The organism is Nonomuraea sp. N2-4H (genome assembly GCF_045291505.1).
Lineage (GTDB): Bacteria > Actinomycetota > Actinomycetes > Streptosporangiales > Streptosporangiaceae > Nonomuraea > Nonomuraea fastidiosa.
This window is the reverse complement of record NZ_CP147987.1, coordinates 6,388,363-6,405,945: the sequence shown is the minus strand read 5'-3', so window position 1 is coordinate 6,405,945 and position 17,583 is coordinate 6,388,363. Positions and strand designations below refer to the sequence as shown.

At 69.8% G+C, this 17,583-nt stretch carries 17 protein-coding genes, 1 tRNA gene and 1 riboswitch; of the genes, 8 read left to right on the top strand and 10 right to left on the bottom strand.

Going from position 1 to position 17,583, the window contains the following annotated elements; genetic code table 11:
* Nucleotides 1-76: 76 nt before the first annotated feature.
* From dnaE to WBK31_RS29290, 3 genes are all read right to left on the bottom strand, one after another.
* Nucleotides 77-3,631, bottom strand: a complete 3,555-nt coding sequence (dnaE, locus tag WBK31_RS29300; RefSeq protein ID WP_406673487.1) for a DNA polymerase III subunit alpha — start codon at nucleotides 3,629-3,631, stop codon at nucleotides 77-79.
* 231 nt (nucleotides 3,632-3,862) lie between these two features.
* Nucleotides 3,863-4,792 carry an aminoglycoside phosphotransferase family protein gene (locus WBK31_RS29295; RefSeq protein WP_406673486.1) on the bottom strand — a complete coding sequence of 310 codons (930 nt, stop codon included), beginning with the start codon at nucleotides 4,790-4,792 and terminating at the stop codon, nucleotides 3,863-3,865.
* Between the two features lie 28 nt (nucleotides 4,793-4,820).
* On the bottom strand, nucleotides 4,821-5,312 hold the full coding sequence (locus WBK31_RS29290) for a carboxymuconolactone decarboxylase family protein (protein ID WP_364060525.1): 492 nt from the start codon (nucleotides 5,310-5,312) through the stop codon (nucleotides 4,821-4,823).
* Nucleotides 5,313-5,441: 129 nt separating this feature from the next.
* Here WBK31_RS29290 and sigJ point away from each other — a divergent pair, with 129 nt between their 5' ends.
* Nucleotides 5,442-6,347 (top strand): RNA polymerase sigma factor SigJ, encoded by a 906-nt coding sequence (sigJ, locus tag WBK31_RS29285; protein WP_364060528.1) that lies wholly within the window; start codon nucleotides 5,442-5,444, stop codon nucleotides 6,345-6,347.
* A gap of 149 nt (nucleotides 6,348-6,496) precedes the next feature.
* On the opposite strand, the gene WBK31_RS29280 is transcribed toward sigJ, so the two are convergent.
* The gene (locus WBK31_RS29280) at nucleotides 6,497-6,919 is read right to left on the bottom strand and encodes a response regulator (protein WP_364060531.1); all 423 of its coding nucleotides are present in this window, start codon (nucleotides 6,917-6,919) and stop codon (nucleotides 6,497-6,499) included.
* A gap of 83 nt (nucleotides 6,920-7,002) precedes the next feature.
* Here WBK31_RS29280 and WBK31_RS29275 point away from each other — a divergent pair.
* Nucleotides 7,003-7,074: transfer RNA gene (locus WBK31_RS29275), tRNA-Arg, on the top strand.
* A gap of 226 nt (nucleotides 7,075-7,300) precedes the next feature.
* Nucleotides 7,301-8,080 carry an aminoglycoside phosphotransferase family protein gene (locus tag WBK31_RS29270; RefSeq protein WP_364060534.1) on the top strand — a complete coding sequence of 260 codons (780 nt, stop codon included), beginning with the start codon at nucleotides 7,301-7,303 and terminating at the stop codon, nucleotides 8,078-8,080.
* 30 nt (nucleotides 8,081-8,110) lie between these two features.
* Here the strand turns inward: WBK31_RS29270 and WBK31_RS29265 are convergent, their stop codons facing one another.
* Nucleotides 8,111-8,476, bottom strand: a complete 366-nt coding sequence (locus tag WBK31_RS29265) for a hypothetical protein (RefSeq protein WP_406673485.1) — start codon at nucleotides 8,474-8,476, stop codon at nucleotides 8,111-8,113.
* Between the two features lie 97 nt (nucleotides 8,477-8,573).
* On the opposite strand from WBK31_RS29265, the gene WBK31_RS29260 reads away from it, so the two are divergent.
* A complete protein-coding gene (locus tag WBK31_RS29260; RefSeq protein ID WP_406673484.1) occupies nucleotides 8,574-9,302 on the top strand; it encodes a phosphotransferase family protein in 729 nt (242 codons plus the stop codon).
* A 9-nt stretch (nucleotides 9,303-9,311) separates the two neighbouring features.
* On the opposite strand, the gene WBK31_RS29255 is transcribed toward WBK31_RS29260, so the two are convergent.
* Nucleotides 9,312-9,944 carry a TetR/AcrR family transcriptional regulator gene (locus tag WBK31_RS29255; protein WP_364060543.1) on the bottom strand — a complete coding sequence of 211 codons (633 nt, stop codon included), beginning with the start codon at nucleotides 9,942-9,944 and terminating at the stop codon, nucleotides 9,312-9,314.
* Nucleotides 9,945-10,103: 159 nt separating this feature from the next.
* Between WBK31_RS29255 and WBK31_RS29250 the strand changes: the two genes are divergently transcribed.
* Nucleotides 10,104-11,324, top strand: coding sequence for an FAD-dependent monooxygenase (locus tag WBK31_RS29250; protein WP_364060546.1), 1,221 nt, complete (start codon nucleotides 10,104-10,106; stop codon nucleotides 11,322-11,324).
* Between the two features lie 81 nt (nucleotides 11,325-11,405).
* Nucleotides 11,406-12,071, top strand: coding sequence for an AIM24 family protein (locus WBK31_RS29245; RefSeq protein WP_364060549.1), 666 nt, complete (start codon nucleotides 11,406-11,408; stop codon nucleotides 12,069-12,071).
* Here the strand turns inward: WBK31_RS29245 and WBK31_RS29240 are convergent.
* The 3 genes from WBK31_RS29240 to WBK31_RS29230 form a co-directional block, all read right to left on the bottom strand.
* Complete coding sequence (locus WBK31_RS29240) at nucleotides 12,068-13,099, bottom strand: cellulose binding domain-containing protein (protein ID WP_364060552.1); 1,032 nt, start codon at nucleotides 13,097-13,099, stop codon at nucleotides 12,068-12,070. The two genes, WBK31_RS29245 and WBK31_RS29240, sit on opposite strands and share 4 nt — an antisense overlap.
* 168 nt (nucleotides 13,100-13,267) lie before the next feature.
* A complete protein-coding gene (locus tag WBK31_RS29235; protein WP_378786664.1) occupies nucleotides 13,268-14,134 on the bottom strand; it encodes a universal stress protein in 867 nt (288 codons plus the stop codon).
* Nucleotides 14,135-14,144: 10 nt separating this feature from the next.
* Nucleotides 14,145-14,495 carry a hypothetical protein gene (locus WBK31_RS29230; protein ID WP_406673483.1) on the bottom strand — a complete coding sequence of 117 codons (351 nt, stop codon included), beginning with the start codon at nucleotides 14,493-14,495 and terminating at the stop codon, nucleotides 14,145-14,147.
* 91 nt (nucleotides 14,496-14,586) lie between these two features.
* Nucleotides 14,587-14,699: riboswitch (TPP riboswitch) on the top strand.
* Here WBK31_RS29230 and thiC point away from each other — a divergent pair.
* Together thiC and WBK31_RS29220 are read left to right on the top strand one after the other, a co-directional pair.
* Nucleotides 14,692-16,236: a phosphomethylpyrimidine synthase ThiC gene (thiC, locus tag WBK31_RS29225; protein ID WP_378786667.1), complete on the top strand. Its 1,545-nt coding sequence runs from the start codon at nucleotides 14,692-14,694 to the stop codon at nucleotides 16,234-16,236. (Overlaps the previous riboswitch by 8 nt.)
* Nucleotides 16,237-16,389: 153 nt before the next feature.
* Complete coding sequence (locus tag WBK31_RS29220) at nucleotides 16,390-16,734, top strand: hypothetical protein (protein WP_364060561.1); 345 nt, start codon at nucleotides 16,390-16,392, stop codon at nucleotides 16,732-16,734.
* Here the strand turns inward: WBK31_RS29220 and WBK31_RS29215 are convergent.
* Nucleotides 16,731-17,582, bottom strand: a complete 852-nt coding sequence (locus tag WBK31_RS29215) for an SDR family oxidoreductase (RefSeq protein WP_364060564.1) — start codon at nucleotides 17,580-17,582, stop codon at nucleotides 16,731-16,733. The genes WBK31_RS29220 and WBK31_RS29215 overlap by 4 nt on opposite strands.
* Between the last annotated feature and the right edge of the window lies 1 nt (nucleotide 17,583).

Here is a 17,583-nt window from a genome sequence, read left to right as displayed (position 1 = left end):
AGATTATTTTTCCACCGTAGGTGTACGAGGACCGCCCGCGCCGTCCCCGTGGAGGACGGCGCGGGCGGTCGCGCGGTCAGAGCGAGATGGACTCGGGGCCCAGGAGGGCCTTGATGTCGGCGGCGAAGCTGGGGGCCGCGTTGACCGGCCAATCCGGCAGCGCCAGCACCATCGTCTTGCCCGCCTGCTGCCGCAGGTTGATCTGCAGCGGCACCTGCCCTTGGTGGGTCTTGAGCACCTGGCGCAGCTCGTCGAGCAGGCCGGGCGTGATGCGCTCCTCCCGCATCTGCAGCGTGATCGGCGCGCCGTTCTCGCTGTTGACGCCGGAGACGTCGATGAGCGTCATGTCCTGGGCGAAGACGCTGATGGCGCCGTCGCGGTTGTTGATCTGCCCGCGTACGGACACCACGATGTCGGGCCGCAGCTCGGGTCCGTACAGCTCGTAGTTGCGCGGGAAGAACAGGCACTCGATGGCGGCGTCCATGTCCTCGACGGTGATGATCGCCCAGGTGTTGCCCGCCTTGTTGACCCGCCGGTCGACCTTGGTGACGAGGCCGGCGACCTGCACGTCGCCGCGGTCCTCGCGGCCGCTGTCGAGCAGGTCGGCGATGGTGGTGTCGCGGTTGCGGGCGAGCAGGCGTTCGGTGCCGGCCAGGGGGTGGTCGGACACGTACAGGCCGAGCATCTCGCGTTCGAAGTCGAGCTTGGTCTTCTTGTCCCACTCGCCGTCGGGGACGGCGATGGTGAAGATCTCGTCGTCGCCGTCGTCGGCGAGGCCGCCGAAGAGCGAGTCCTGGCCGTGGGCCTCGTTCTTCTTGATGTCGATGACGGACTCCACGGCCTGCTCGTGGATCATCATCAGGCCCTTGCGCGGGTGGCCGAGCGAGTCGAACCCGCCCGCCTTGATGAGCGATTCGATGACCCTCTTGTTGCAGGCGGTCAGCGGCACCTTGGCGAGGAAGTCGTTGAAGTCGGTGAAGCGGCCCTTGTCGGTGCGGGCCTTGATGATGCCGTCCACGACGTTCTCGCCGACGTTGCGCACGGCGCCCATGCCGAAGCGGACCTGGGTGTCACCGACGGCGACGAAGTCGAGCTGGGAGTCGTTGACGTCGGGCGGCAGCACCTGGATGCCCATCTTGCGGCACTCGGCGAGGTAGACGGCCGCCTTGTCCTTGTCGTCGCCGACGGAGGTGAGCAGGGCCGCCATGTACTCGGCGGGGTAGTTGGCCTTGAGGTAGGCGGTCCAGTACGCGACGAGGCCGTCGCCGGCGGTGTGGGACTTGTTGAACGCGTAGCCGGAGAACGGCAGCATGACGTCCCACAGCGCCTGGATGGCCTCGTCGGAGTAGCCGTTGCCGCGCATGCCCGCCTGGAAGTTCTCGAACTCCTTGGCCAGGATCTCCGGCTTCTTCTTGCCCATGGCGCGGCGCAGCAGGTCGGCGCCGCCGAGGGAGTAGCCGGCCAGCTCCCGCGCCACCGCCATGATCTGCTCCTGGTAGACGAGCAGGTGGAAGGTGGGGCCGAGGATCGGGTCGAGCGCCTCCTTCAGCTCGGGGTGGATCGGCTCGATGTCCTGGCGGCCGTTCTTGCGGTGGGCGTAGTTGGTGTGGGCGTTGGCCGCCATCGGGCCGGGCCGGTAGAGGGCGAGCACGGCCGCGATGTCCTCGAACCGGGTCGGCTCCATCAGCTTCAGCAGCGAGCGCATGGGCCCGCCGTCCAGCTGGAACACGCCCAGCGTGTCGCCCCTCGCCATGAGCTGGTACGTCTTGGCGTCGTCGAGCGGGATGGTGAGCGTGTCGAGCTCGATGCCGCGGTTCTGCTTGATGATCTGGATGGCGTGGTCGATGATGCCCAGGTTCCGCAGGCCCAGGAAGTCCATCTTGACCAGGCCCATGTCCTCGCAGGACGGGTAGTCGAACCCGGTGATGACCACGCCGTCCTTGTCCCGCATGTGCATCGGGATCAGGTCGAGCAGCGGCGTCGACGACAGGATGACCGCCGCCGCGTGCACGCCGGTGCCGCGGATCAGGCCCTCGATGCCGCGCCCGGTGTCGATGACCTTGCGCACGTCGGGGTCGGACTCGTACAGGGCGCGGATCTCGGTGCCCTCGACGTAGCGGGGGTGGTCTTCGTTGAACAGGTCGGCGAGCGGCACGCCCTTGCCCATCACGTCGGGCGGCATCGCCTTGGTGATCTTGTCGCCCATGGCGAACGGGTAGCCGAGGATGCGGCTCGCGTCCTTCACGGCGGCCTTCGCCTTGATGGTGCCGAACGTGTTGACCTGGGCGGTGTACTCGCTGCCGTACTTCTGGGTGACGTAGGCCACCATGCGGTCGCGCTGGCGGTCGTCGAAGTCGAGGTCGATGTCGGGCGGGTTGATGCGCTCGGGGTTGAGGAAGCGCTCGAACAGCAGGCCGTGCTCCAGCGGGTCCAGCTCGGTGATGCGGGTGGCGTACGCGACGATCGAGCCGGTGGCGCTGCCTCGGCCGGGGCCGACCGGGATGCCGTTGTCGCGCGCGTACCTGCAGATGTCGGCCACCACGAGGAAGTACGAGGAGAAGCCCATCGGGCCGATGACCTTCATCTCCGTCTCGTAGCGCTCCATCACCTCGGCCGGGATGGGGGAGCCGTAGCGCATCTCCAGGCCGCGCTCGACCTCCTTGCGCAGCCACGACTCCTGCGTCTCGCCCTCGGGCACGTCGGGGTAGTCGGGCATCCGGTCGACGTGCGCGAACACCTCGCCGTAGTCGCCGATCATCTCCGCGACCAGCAGCGTGTTCTCGCACGCCTCCGGCAGCTCGGGGAAGAGGCGGTACATCTCCTCGGCCGACTTGAGGTAGTAGCCGGAGCCGTTGAAGCGGAAGCGGTTGGGGTCGTCCTTGTTCTTGCCGACGCCCACGCACAGGAGGCTGTCGTGCGCGTCGGCCTGGTCCTCGGTGACGTAGTGGGAGTCGTTGGTGACCAGCAGCGGGATGTCGAGCTGCTTGGCCAGCTTCAGCAGGTCCTGGCGGACCTCGCGCTCGATGTCGATGCCGTGGTCCATCAGCTCCAGGAAGTAGTTCTCCTTGCCGAAGATCTCCTGGTATTCGGCGGCCACCTTGACGGCCTCGTCGTACTGGCCGAGGCGGATCCTGGTCTGCACCGCGCCGGACGGGCAGCCGGTGGTGGCGATGATGCCGGAGGCGTACTGGGAGATGAGGTCCTTGTCCATGCGGGGCTTGGAGTAGTAGCCCTCGAAGCTGGCCAGCGACGACAGCCGGAACAGATTACGCAGGCCGCCCGCGTCCTTCGCCCACATGGTCATGTGGGTGAACCGGCCGCCGCCCGAGACGTCCTTGCCGCCCTCGGCGTCGGCCACGCCGGTCTCCGCGCGCTGGCCCCAGAAGACCGGCTTCTTGACGAAGCGGTTCTCCGGCGCGACGTACGCCTCGATGCCGATGATCGGCTTGACCGGGGAGCCCGAGGCGACCTTCTGGAACTCGTACGCGCCGAACATGTTGCCGTGGTCGCTCATCGCGATGGCCGGCATCTCCAGCCGCTCGGCCTCTTTGAACAGCGGTTTCAGCTTCGCCGCGCCGTCGAGCATGCTGTATTCGGTGTGCACGTGGAGGTGCACGAAGGACTTGCTCACCCGGTCCCCTAAACCTCGCCCCGCCAGATCTACCCCACGACCCTATGCCGTCTCAGGCGCCACTCGAAGCCCCCGGATGGGGCCTCACGGGGTGCTCTCCGGCGGTCTGCGGAGGTCAGCCGCGGTGTGCCGGCGCGGAAAATCTCGCGGCCAGGATGGCAGCGGCCGGGGAGCATCCCGAGGTGCGCTTCGCCGGGGCCATCACCGGCCGTACGAAGCCGGCCGTCTCGGTCACTCCGTCAGCAGCCCCGCCAGGTCGTCGGCCAGGTCGAGCAGCGGGGCGAGCTCGACCTCGCCCGCCCTCGACGCCGCGAAGCCGCACCGGCGCCCGTGGAGCGCCCCCTGCACCGCGTGCAGCTGCGCCCACCGCCCCACCCGCGCGCGGTCCAGCCCGGCCGACTCGGCGAACACATCCAGCGCGCGCTGTAGCGCCTTGGCCAGGTCGCCGGCCGCCATGAGCTGCAGCACCAGCGCCTTGACCAGCGAACCCACGTCATAGGCGGGGTCACCGGCGACGCCCTTTGGATCGACGGCCAGCCACGGCTCCCGCTCGCCGCGCAGGATGTTGCCCGCGTGCAGGTCGCCGTGGACGAGGACGTCGGGCTGGTCGGCCGCCATCTCGCGTACGGTCGCCACGGCGGCGTCGATCACCCGCGGCGGCATGGTGTGCGGCAGCTCCGCCGCGTCCTTGAGCAGCTCCGCCTCCCAGGTCCCGGCCCGCTCCCGCAGGTGGGGCAGGCCGGGCGGCGCGGGGACGGCCAGGCGGCGGCTCAGCTCGCCCGCCACCGTCACGATCTCGTCCACGTCGTCGAGCTCGGCGAGGGCCTGGGGCCGGGCCCGTTCGAGCAGCATGGCGTAGCGGTCGTCGGCCCGCTCGTACAGCAGCACCGCGCCGCGCCCGCCCCACGCCGCGAACGCGTCCGGCTCGTGCACGTTGCCGGGGTGCGGGAACGACACCTTCATCACCGCGGGCCTGCTGCTGGAGCGGCGTACGGGGACGATGGCGCCCACCTCCCCGTGCAGCACGTCGCCGTCCGGCGCGCACCGCCACCGCTCCAGCAGCTCGGCCACGATCGCGGGCAGCTCGGCGATCCACGCCGCGCCCGGCTCTCCCTCACGCGCGATGGTGCCCCGCGCGAACGCCTCCGGGATTCGGATCATCCCGGCACAGTACCGCCCTGAGGGCGGGTCAGCCGGTGTAGTTCTGCCCGATAGGTCGCCCCGGCACCGGCTTGGCGATGAGCGCCACGGGGATGAAGAAGCACATCTGGCCGATCGCCACGATGAGCGTCCACAGCGCCTTCTCGTCGTAGTGCGCGGCCGCCCTGGCGAACAACTCGTCGGGGACGCGTTCCCCCGACGGGTTCGGGGTCAGCACCGCCTCCACCAGCTCGAGCGCCACCTTCTCCGCGTCGGTGAAATAGGGGGCGTCCCGCCACGACGCCACCGCCGTGATCCGCTCCTCCGTCTCACCGGCCGCGCGCAACTCCTCTGTCTGCCGCACCGTGTGGTACGTGTTGCCGACGAGCTGCCCGGCACGCAACTGCACCAGGTGCACGGTCGTCTTGGGGATCGTGCCGTTCATGAGGGCCCTCGCCATCGCCCCGGCGATCTCCCCCACCTCGGGGATGAACGTGGCGGGATCGGGCAGCCGCGACCGCCCCTGCTCGACTGCAGACATCAGGCTTCCTTCCTCGGATATGTGAACGTACGGGACTCCGACGACGCAGCCGAGGGAGATGTGAGCCTCACATCCCCGGCCCCTGTGTCGTCATCCTGGTGAAGGACCGCCGTACCGAGGGACCATGCGATGACCAGCCCGTCCGACCCGAGCCTCGCCGCCGTCGTCAGCGAGCGGCGCCACCTCATCAGCCTCGCCTACCGCCTGCTCGGCTCCCTGTCCGACGCCGAGGACGTCGTCCAGGAGACCTACGCCCGCTGGTACGCCATGTCGCGCGAGGAACAGGAGGCCATCGAGGTGCCGGCCGCGTGGCTGACCAAGGTCGCCGGACGCATCTGCCTCGACCTGCTCGGCTCGGCCAGGGTCCGCCGCGAGCGCTACGTGGGGGAGTGGATCCCCGAGCCGGTGCCCGAACGTACCGACTGGATCACCGTCGGCGACGGCACCGCCGACCCCGCCGACCGCGTCACCCTCGACGAGTCGCTCAGCATGGCCTTCCTCGTCGTCTTCGAGTCGATGACCCCCGCCGAGCGGGTGGCGTTCATCCTGCACGACGTCTTCCGCTACCCCTTCACCGAGGTCGCGGAGATCGTCGGCCGCACGCCCGCCGCCTGCCGCCAGCTCGCCACCTCCGCCCGGCGCCGCATCAACGCCGCCCAGCGCCCCGCCACCTCCAACGCGCAGCGCGCCGGCGTGGTCAGGAACTTCAAACAGGCGTGGGAAACCCAGGACATCGCCGCCCTGATCGGCCTCCTCGACCCCGCCGCCACCCTCACCGCCGACAGCGGCGGCCGCGTCCCGGCCAGGCTGGAGCCGATCAGGGGCGCCAACGCGATCGCCCGCCACGCGCTGGAGATCATGGAGATGACGCCGGGGCTGGCGTTCAGCGAGCGGATGGTCAACGGCCGGCCGGGGCTGGTGGCCGAGCAGGACGGCAAGATGCTGGCGGTGCTGGCCTTCGAGGTGGCGGGGGACCGCATCACGGACATCTGGGCCGTACGCAACCCCGACAAGCTGAGGGCGTGGACCGCGTAGCCCTGCGTCGTGGTGTCATCCCGGCGGTGCGACGGCCCGGCAGGGCGGAGCACACCGCCGGGCCGAAGATCGCTGGCGTGCCGGTCCGGCGGGATTTCGGTGATGTGCCGGACCGGCTGGTTTCGATGGTGTGCCGGACCGGCTGGAGATCACTTCTTGACCGCCCCGGCCGCCAGATCCCGTACCACCTGGATCAGTTCGGCCGGATCGAACGGCTTCGTCAGATACGCGTCCACCCCGATGCCCTTGCCGCGCAGCTTGTCATCGTCCTGCGCCCGGGCCGTGATGAGCACCACCTTGATATGCCGGGTGGCCTCGTCCGTCCGCAGCCTCTGCGCCGTCGTCCACCCGTCCAGGTGCGGCATCATCACATCGAGCGTGATGACGTCGGGCATCACGTCCAGCACCCGATCCAGGCAATCCTGCCCGTCGGTGGCGGTGACGACCTCGAACCCCTCCAGGTTGAGGTTCACCGCGATGAGCTGACGGATGACCTCGTCATCGTCTACGACCAGTACTTTTCCAAGAGCCTCGCCCACGGCCGCAAAGCTAACCGGTAGCTGGCCGGTCACGCGTGGTTTTCGCGTGATGCGTTCATGGAGTGTTATCTGGTGCGTAGTGGTCCTCGGATGCTGGTAGCCTTATCACCTGTTGAGCCCCCTTAGCTCAGGGGATAGAGCACCGGCCTCCGGAGCCGGGTGCGCAGGTTCGAATCCTGCAGGGGGCACTCACGATCTGTGGTTCAAGACCTGCGGAAACGCAGGTCTTTCTGCCGTCTGAGGTGTGTCACCCGATGGGGCGCGGGTGCTGGTCCGGCACCGGGGCGGCCCGTTCCAGCCGGCCTGCCTCCGCTGTCGCCGCCGGTCGTGGCGGTAGTCTCGGCTTCTTCCCTCCCGCCCGTTGGATATGCCTGGAGGAGCGCGTACTCCGGAAAGAGGAGGCGAGACGGGCGTATGACGGTTGGCCGGTGCACGCACAGCCTCGACATCCGAGACCACGTCGTCGTCAAACGCTACGTCTCGTGGAGCCGGGGCGAACCCGGCCGGGAGTGGGCGGCTCTGAAGCTGCTCGCCGAGCACGCGCCTGGCCTTGCGCCCGTACCGCTGGAAGCCGCGCTCGACGCTCATCCTCCCGCGATCACGATGAGCAGGCTGCCCGGTACGGTCCTGCGGGGCCGGAGCGCCACCGACGAGCAGATCAAGGCGGTGGCCGCCGCGCTCACCCGGTTGCACCGGATCCCGGTCAGCGCGGTGGAAGCCGCCGCCCCCGCGCCTTGGGGTCCCGCCGTCGCGGTGAACAAGACCAGGGCATTGGCCGGCAGGCGACCCGGCCTCGGCGACGACCCCGTGGTGCTGGAGGCGTTCCGAGCAGGGGCCGCATGGCTGGCCTCCGCGGACCCCGACAAGCTGACCGCGAACCCGTTCCCGCCCGTGCTCGGGCTGGCGGACGGCAATCGGGCGAACTCCATGTGGGACGAGCGCGAACGCTGCGTGCGGCTGATCGACTGGGAAGACTCCGGACGCAGTGACCGTGCCTTCGAGCTCGGGGAGCTTTGCGAGCACATCTCCCGCGTCGACGGTGGCGACGATGGTCAGCGGTCCGTACGCGAGCGCGAACGCCAGCCCCAGGATGATCATCGTGGGGAACGTCGCGAGGTAGACGGTGTCCATCGCGATGGGCAGGAACAGCACGTGACGGGCATCGGATCCGGCGGGGAGGATTGTCTCGGCTGACGAGGAAAAGCCGAATCACGGACTGTCCGCTCAGCCGACGGTGAAGCCGTTCGTCGCCGCGCGGCAGAAGTCGCGGAAGGTCCGTAGCCAGTCGGCCGTCGCGGAGTAGTTGCGGCTGAGGTCGTCGCGGTGCAGTTCGTACGTGTCGGGCTCCGTGGTGGTCGAGCCGTCCAGCATGACCCGGCCGTCGCCGGGAAGGCCCGCGAGGTACGTGTCCAGGAATTCGGCGATGCGCCTGGCCTGCTCGCCGGACAATTCCACGTCGATGTTGCAGCCCAGCAAACCGGCCGTCTCGGCGTCGATGATGCCGGCCCGCTCAAGCAGTTCCACGGTCGGCCGCCAGTTCCACGCGTTGACGCCGAGCGAGGCGCCGGCCGTTTCCAGTGTCCACGACATCGGCTCCACCCTAGCCGGGGCGGCGAAAGCCTCACCCTAGCCGGGCGGCGAAAAAACGAGGCGACGTTCGCGCCCTTCGTCGCGTTCAATGGGCGACGTGGATGAGGTTCAGGTCGTCGTCGCCCATAAGGAACGTACGACCCTCCGGGTCGGGGACGTGTTCCTGAAGGTCGACGCCGATCAGGCCAGGATCGATGCCGAGGTCGAGGCGATGGCCATGGCGCCGATCCCCACTCCCGAGATCCTGTGGCGCAAGCCGCCCGTGCTGGCGCTGGCCGCCCTGCCGGGTAAGGCGCTCGGCCGCCTGGAGGCGCCGTCGGCGGCGTCGCGGGCGGCGTGGGCCGCGGCGGGCGCGGCCGTACGGAAACTGCACGACGCGCCGCTGCCCGAGCGGGTCGGCATGAGCCTCGACGAGATCCTGCCGAAGCTGGAGGCCGCCTGCCAGTGGCTGGTCGCGAACGAAGTGCTGGGCGCGGACGTGGTGACGCGCAACCGGCGGATCGCCGAGGCGGCGCTGCGGCCGTGGACGCCGGTGTTCGTGCACGGAGACCTGCAGATCACCCACGTGTTCGTGGACGGCGACGAGGTGACGGGAGTGATCGACTGGTCGGAGGGCGGCCAGGGCGATGCGATGTTCGACCTCGCCACCCTGACCCTGTGTCACGAGGAACGGCTGCCCGACGTCATCGCGGGCTATGGCGGTGAGGTGGATCTCGACGTGATCCGCGGGTGGTGGGCGGTGCGCTGCCTGCAGGCCACGCCGTGGCTGATCGAGCACGGCTTCGACCCCTGGCCTGAGCTCTCGGTGCTGCGCGCTCAACGGTGACGGTGGCTCTCAGGCGGGCCGGTACGCGCGCAGGAAAGCGCGTATGCCCTCCACGATCAGCGGACGGACGCGGGTGTCCTCGGCGGCGTTCGCCGAGCCGAGCCTGCTGATCGCGACGCCGAACGTCAGCGCGATGAAGTGGTCGGCGGCGAGCCGGGGGTCGGGGACGTCGAGGAGCCCGGCGCGGCCGAGCTCGGCCAGGCGTTCGGCCAGGGCCTCTTCGGGCACGTGGGACATGGGCTGCTCGACGGGGGCGGGCAGGTTGGCGGATTCGGCCGCGACCAGGCGCTGCAACGTCGCGTACTCGGCCGAGTCGAGCATGTCGGTCGCTATCCGCATGGCGAACGTGACCAGGGCGTCCTCCAGGTCGGAGTGCCGGGTGACGTCGATGAGGGTGTCGTCGAGCGTCTCCTTGATGGCGGTGATCAGCGACTGGCCGATCGCCTCGACGACCGCGCGCAGCAAGGTCCGCTTGTCGCCGAAGTAGTCGTAGACCGTGCGCGTGGACACGCCTGCCTTGGCGGCGATCGCGCCGATGCTGGAACGGTCGAAGCCGTCGGTGAGGAACAGCTCCCTGGCCGCCGAGAGGATGGCGGCCCGCTTGTGCGGCGAGCCCTCACGCAGGGTCTTCGTGGTCTGCATGGAACCGATCGTAGCGGAATTACACTGACCATTGTAGTGTTAACTACACTGCACGTTGTAGTGCAGTGAGCGCCGCGGACCCGCGGATCGGGCTTCGTCCACGGGGCCGTCACCGCCCAACCCCTGCTCGCCACGACCAACAGAAAGGGAAGATCAGTCATGACAGCGAAGCGCGAGATCCTGGTCTCCGGCGGCGGCATCTCCGGCCCGGCGGTGGCGTACTGGCTCAACCGGTACGGCTTCTCCGTCACCGTCGTGGAGCGGGCCGGCGGGCTGCGCGGCGGCGGCTATCCGATCGACGTGCGCGGCACCGCGCTCGAAGCGGTCCGACGCATGGGGATCGAGCCCCGGCTGCGCGAGGTGAACGTGGACATGCGCCGCTTCACGTTCCTCGGCGCCGAGGGGGACGAGGTCGCCGTGCTCAACCCGCGCCTCATCGACGGCGGCGTGGAGGGCCGGGACCTGGAGGTGCGCCGGGGCGACCTGGCCGACGCCCTGTTCGCGGCCACCGGCGGCGAGGTGCGGTTCGTGTTCAACGACTCCATCAAGACCATGACCGAGACGAAGGACGGGGTGGAGGTCACCTTCGCAAGCGGTGCGCGGCACACGTACTGGGTGGTGATCGGCGCGGACGGGCTGCACTCGCGCACCCGGGAGGCGCTGTTCGGCCCGGAGGAGCAGTTCCACCACTACCTCGGCTACGTTTTCGCCGGCTTCACCATGCCGAACGTCCTCGGGCTCTCCCACGAGGCGGTGCTGTGGAGCACGCCCGGCAGGGCCGCGGTCCTCTACGCGCCCGGCGACGAGAGCGAGGAGGTGCACGGGTTCCTCAACTTCGCGCGCAAGGACCCGCCGTTCCACGCCTTCCGCAACCCCGAGGCGCAGCGGGACCTGGTGGCCGAGACCTTCGCCGACGCGGGATGGAAGGTGCAGGACCTGGTGGCCGCCATGCGCGAGGCGGACGACCTGTTCTTCGACACGGTCAGCCAGATCCGCATGCCGCGCTGGTGGAAGGGGCGGGTGGCGCTGGTCGGCGACGCGGCGTACGCGCCGTCGTTCCTGACCGGGCAGGGCACCAGCCTCGCGCTCGTCGGGGCGTACATGCTGGCCGGGTCGCTGGCCGCGTACCCGGACCCCGAGGCCGCCTTCGCCGCGTACGAGCGGGAGACCCGCGAATTCGTCACCCTGAACCAGGCGTTCGTGGACGACGGCGGCAGCCACATCTTCCCGGCGACCGCCGAGGACATGGAGCGGCGCGACGCCATGCTGCGCGAGCTGGTGGAGGCGCCCGCCGCGCAGGAACGTCCCGCGCACTCGGCGCTCATCCTGCCCGACTTCACGCCCGGCGCGCACCTGCTCGACGGCGCCGCGGGAAGCTGAGCCGCACCGAAGGGAACGGCGGGAGGCCCGCGGCCGTTGATCCCTTACGTACGCCGCCCGACGAAGGAAGGTTCACACCAGGTGCGCGGTTCGGTTTTCGGCAACCTCGACCCCCGGCAGCTCCCTCCCGGGTTCGCGCTGGAGAACGCCAAGATGCTGCGCGTCCAGCTACCCGACGACGTGCTGGCCAAGCAGGGCTCGATGGTCGCCTTCCAAGGCGAGATGGACTTCGACTACGAAGGCGGCGGGCTCGGCAAGCTGCTCAAGAAGGCCGTCACGGGCGAGGGCGCCTCGCTGATGCGCGTACGCGGCCAGGGCCTGCTCTACCTCGCCGACAACGCCGACGACATCCACCTGTTCTACCTGGAGAACGAGGGCATCACGGTCAACGGCCGCAACCTGCTCGCCTTCCAGCCGCAGCTGTCGTGGGACATCAAGCGGGTGCAGGGCGCGGGGGTGGCGGCCGGCGGGCTGTTCAACACCACGGTCACCGGCACGGGGTGGGTGGCGGTGACCACCCACGGCACGCCGGTGCTGCTCGACGCGTCGCGCATGCCGACGTACGCCGACGGGCAGTCGGCGGTGTGCTGGAGCACCTCGCTGCAGGTCGGCATCAACCGGACGGTGAAGATGGGCGCGCTGATCGGCCGGGGGAGCGGTGAGGCCATGCAGCTCGCGTTCAGGGGGCAGGGGTTCGTGCTGGTGCAGGCCAGCGAGGGGCCGCCGGTGGTGAAGGCGTCCGCCTAGCTCGAACAGGCGGGCGTGGGGGCGGTGTTGGCGCCCTCGTACGAGCCGAGGAAGCCGAACGTCGTGGACGCCCCCGGCGCGAGCGAGCCGTTCCACGCCGCGTTCCGCACGGTCACCGACGAGCCGTCCGCGCTCAGCGTGCCGCCCCAGAGCTGGGTGAGGTGCTGGCCATCGGCGTACGTCCAGGTCACCGTCCAGCCGGTCATCGGCTCGGCGCCGGTGTTGGTGACGGTGACCTCGCCCTGGAAGCCGCCCTGCCACTGACCTGTCGTCTTGTACGTGGCCGTGCAGTCACCGTCGGGCACGGTGGGCGTGTCGGTGGGGGTCGGGGTGCCGGACAGCGCCTCGACCAGGGCCGGATACCACTTGTCGGCCATCTTCTGGTCGCCGGCGGCGTTCGGGTGCACCCCGTCGTAGGTGTCGGTGGCGGTGTCGAAGCCCGTCCACTGGTCGACCACGGTGATCGGCGACTGGTCGGTGGTCGTCGCGGCGGCCCAGGCGGGGATGGCGTCGTTGAGCGCCACGGCGCGCTGGGCGCAGTCGGGGCAGGTGGCCGGGTTCATCGGAATGATCTTGGCGACGAGGATCCGCATGTTGGGGTTGCTCGCCCGCATCTGGTTCACCAGCGTGGTGAACGCGCTGATGATCGTCGCGGGCGGGATGTTGCTCCACACGTCGTTGGTGCCGAAGTGCATGAGCACGATGTCGGGGCGCGTGGCCGAGAGCCAGCCGGGCAGCAGGTTCTGGTTCGCCACGTTGGTGGCGAGGTAGCCGCCGTGTCCCTCGTTGTCGCCGTCGTGCTCGACCCCGCAGCCCTGCGGCGGCAGCGTGCCGACGAAGTCGATGTTGGTGTGGCCGGTGCTCAGCAGCCGGTTCCACAGCAGGGCGCGCCAGCAGCCGGGGGAGCCGGTGATCGAGTCGCCGAGCGGCATGATCCGTACGGCCGCGGCGTCGGCCGGCGTCGTCGCGAACAGCACGGCCGCGATCACGGCCACCATCCCGGCCAGCACGGCACCGATCTTGCGCATGGTCCGCTCTCCCGTCGTCAACCTGCGCGCAGATCGTAAATTTCGCCTATGGGTGCGGAAAAGGGAATGATCGGCTCACCCGGGGCGACCTGGGGAGACGCATGTAACTTTCACGTTTGCGTGCGCGGGCCGGGCCCGCTCGGGGCGGGGGCCGCGCGGGGTAAGGCGTCAGACCGGTGCTCCGGGCTGCGACGCCGTGTCGGGGGCGCGGACCACCGCGAGCGGGCAGGGCGCATGGTGCAGCATGGCCTGGCTGATCGACCCGAGCAGCATGCCCGCGAGCTGCCCCCGCCCGCGCGAGCCCACCACCAGCAGCTCGGCGCCGGCCGCCGCCTCCTTCAGCACCTCGACAGGATGCCCGTGCACCACCTCGGCGGTCACCTCCACGCCGGGATGTTCGGCGCGCAACGGGACGAGCGCGCTCTGCAACGCCAGCAGGTGACCCTGTTCGCTGTCGTCGTCGGCGGGTTCGAAGCCGCCCGGCTGGGGCCAGGCCCACGCCTGCACGACCCGCAGCCGCGCCCCGCGCAGCTCGGCCTCGGCGAAGGCGAACTCCAGCGCCTTGCCCGCGCGGGCGGACAGGTCGGTGCCCACCACCACCTCGCCGGGCGTGGCGGCGCGGTCGCGGATGAGGACGACGTTCGTCTCGGCGTGCGCGACGACCCCGTACGCGACGGAGCCCACGAGCAGCCCGCGCACGCCGCCGAGGCCGCGGCTGCCGACGACCAGCAGCTCGGCTTCGGCGGACGCCTTGACCAGCGCCGCGCGGGGATCGCCGGGGAGCAGGACGGTCTCCACGCGGACCTGGGGCCGCTCGCGCAGCGCGCGGTCCTTGGCGGAGGTCAGCACGGACTGCGCGTTCTCGCGCATCCACCGCGCGACCTCGGCGTACCGGACGGAGGTGCCCTCCTCGCACACCCACGCGGGCACGACGTGGGCGACGGTCAGCGGCACCTGGCGCAGCGCGGCCTCGGTGGCGGCCCAGCCGGCCGCCTCAAGGCCGGGGCGGGAGCCGTCCACACCAACGATGATCACGCTCGGCTCCTCAGGACTGGACGTAGCATTCCACCTCGGCGCGCCGGAACGACAGCCCCTTGGCTTCGGAGCCGCGGACGCAGGCCCGCTCGGCGGCGCTGAGCTTGAGCGTGCCGCAGACGGTCACGCCGGCGTAGGTGCGGCAGTCGAGGGTGGGGTCGGTACGGCCGACGCGGTAAAGCTCTCTGACGTTCGCGCGGCACTTGGCCTTGCCGGTATCGGAGTAGCGGCACTGGGCCATCAGGATGTCGTACTGCTCCTGGCTGACCTCGTGCTGTTGCATGCCGTCCCCGGCGGCGGCGGTGGCGCCGGATGCGGCCATCACGACGAGTAGTCCTGCGACAGCGGCGATTCTCATCATGTTTCCCCTGATGGGGTCCGTACCGCTGAGAAGTGCCCCCAAACCTTTTCGGGTGGGTTTGGGACCTTGGCGGGGGTGGGTACGATCAGCGCCGTCCGAACGCGGGAGCCCGGTGGAGACCGGGCTGAGAGGACGGCTGCGAGCCGCCGACCGCCAGAACCTGCTCCGGGTAATGCCGGCGAAGGGAGTTTGCGCGATGAGCGACGCGCGCTTTTCCAAGATCTACTGCGGTGAACTCCGGGTCCCGATGCGCCAGGTGCGCCTGTCGAACGACAAGACGGTCACCCTGTACGACACCTCGGGCCCGTACACCGACCCCTCCTACGAGCCCGATTTGCGCCGGGGCCTGCCGCGCCGCCGGGCGGAGTGGATCGAGGAGCGGCGGGCGGCCGGCCATCCGGTCACCCAGGTCGCCTGCGCCCGCCGGGGCCTGGTGACCAAGGAGATGGAGTTCGTGGCGGTACGCGAGGGCGTCTCGCCGGAGTTCGTCCGCGAGGAGGTGGCCGCGGGCCGGGCCATCATCCCCGCGAACGTCAACCACCCCGAGTCCGAACCCATGATCATCGGGCGTAACTTCCTCGTGAAGATCAACGCCAACATCGGCAACTCGGCGGTCACCTCCTCCATCGAGGAGGAGGTGGAGAAGATGACGTGGGCCACCCGCTGGGGCGCCGACACGATCATGGACCTGTCCACCGGCGCGGACATCCACGAGACCCGCGAGTGGATCCTGCGCAACTCCCCGGTCCCGGTCGGCACCGTGCCGATCTACCAGGCGCTGGAGAAGGTCAAGGGCCGCCCTGAGGAGCTGTCGTGGGAGGTCTTCCGCGACACCCTGATCGAGCAGTGCGAGCAGGGCGTGGACTACGTGACCGTGCACGCGGGCGTGCGGCTCGCGCACGTGCCGCTCACCGTGGGCCGCAAGACCGGCATCGTCTCGCGCGGGGGCTCGATCATGGCCGCCTGGTGCCTGGCGCACCACCGCGAGAGCTTCCTGTACGAGAACTTCGCCGAGATGTGCGAGATCCTGGCCCGCTACGACGTGTCGTTCTCGCTCGGCGACGGCCTGCGGCCCGGCTCGATCGCCGACGCCAACGACGAGGCCCAGTTCGCCGAACTGCGCACGCTGGGCGAGCTGACCAAGATCGCGCGCGAGCACGACGTCCAGGTGATGATCGAGGGCCCGGGCCACGTGCCCATGCACAAGATCAAGGAGAACGTCGACCTCCAGCGCGAGCTGTGCGACGACGCGCCGTTCTACACGCTCGGCCCGCTCGTCACCGACATCGCGCCCGGCTACGACCACATCACCTCGGGCATCGGCGCCGCCATGATCGGCTGGTACGGCACGGCCATGCTCTGTTACGTCACCCCCAAGGAGCACCTCGGCCTGCCGGACAAGGACGACGTGAAGACCGGCGTCATCACGTATAAGATCGCCGCCCATGCCGCCGACCTGGCCAAGGGCCATCCGAAGGCGCAGGAGTGGGACGACGCGCTGTCGGACGCGCGCTTCGAGTTCCGCTGGGAGGACCAGTTCGACCTGTCGCTCGACCCCGACACGGCCCGCTCGTTCCACGACGAGACGCTGCCCGCCGCCCCCGCCAAGACCGCGCACTTCTGCTCGATGTGCGGGCCGAAGTTCTGCTCGATGCGGATCAGCCACGACATCAGGCAGGCCGGTTACGCGGCGAAGGCGGCCGAGTTCCGCCGCCTCGGAGGCACGATCTACGTGGAGTGACACATTGTCCAATTGTCCAGAGGCTGTCCAAAACCGCAGGTCTGGACAAAGTTCGCGGGATATCCGGCCCATTCGATGGCACGGTGAGGAGCGAGCCCGGCAGCGGGGTGCCGCCGGGCGTTCCTCACACCACCGGAAAAAGGGGGATTTCCTGTGTCCATCACTGCTCGTATGGCCGGCCTGCGCAAGCGCGCGGCGGTCGTCGCCGCCGCGTCCGCCGTCGCCGTGGGGCTCGGCGCCGGGCTCGGCGCCACGCCGGCCTCGGCGGGCGTCCACCGGGGGGTGGCCGGGTGCTTCGCCTGGTCATGGGGAGACGGGAACACGTCGGTGACCGTTTACTGGCACAACCGGTGCAAGACCAAGCACAAGATCACCATCAAGTACAGCCTGGGCTGGACGACCAAGACCTACTCGGCGAACGTCGCCGGGGACGGCAAGGGTCACAAGAAGTTCCAGACCGCCTCGATCGTGTCCATCAAGGACTCGGGCCGCGTCTAACCGGGGAGCGTCTCGCCGCCGATCGGGGCCAGCACCTCGCCCGTGTAGTACGAGGACAGCCGGTCGGAGGCGAAGAACACGTACGAGGGGGCGATCTCGTCCGGATGGGCGGGTCGCCCCATCGGCACCTGCTCGCCGAACTTCTCCACTTTCTCCTCCGGCATCGTGGCCGGGATGAGCGGCGTCCACACCGGTCCGGGAGCCACCGCGTTGACCCGGATGCCGCGCTCGACCAGGTTCTGGGCCATGGAGTAGGTGAACGCGTTGATCGCGCCCTTCGTGGCGGCGTAGTCGATGAGCGACTTGTTGCCGCGCAGGCCGTTGATCGACGAGGTGTTGATGATGGCCGCGCCCTCGCGCATGTGCGGGAGCGCGGCCTTCATCACGCGGTAGTAGCTGTGGATGTTGACGGCGAACGTGTGCTCCCACTGCTCGTCGTCCAGCTCCTCCAGGCCGCTCACCGGCTGCTGGTAGGCCACGTTGTTCACCAGCACGTCCAGGCCGCCCAGCTCGGAGACGGTCTGCTCGACGACCGAGACGCAGTGCGCGCGGTCGGCGAGGTCTCCGGGCAGCAGCACGCAGCGCCGCCCGGTCTCCTCGACCAGCTTGCGGGTGTGCGCGGCGTCCTCGTGCTCGCTCAGGTATGCGATCGCGACGTCCGCGCCCTCCTTGGCGAACGCCACGGCGACCGCCCTGCCGATGCCCGAGTCGCCGCCGGTGATGAGCGCCTTCTTGCCGGCGAGCAGGTCACGGCCGACGTAGTCGCGCATCTCGTCGCGCGGCTCCGGCGCCATCTCGCCGGTGCTGCCCGGGTAGGGCTGGTTCTGGGGTGGTGGTGTCTGTGACATG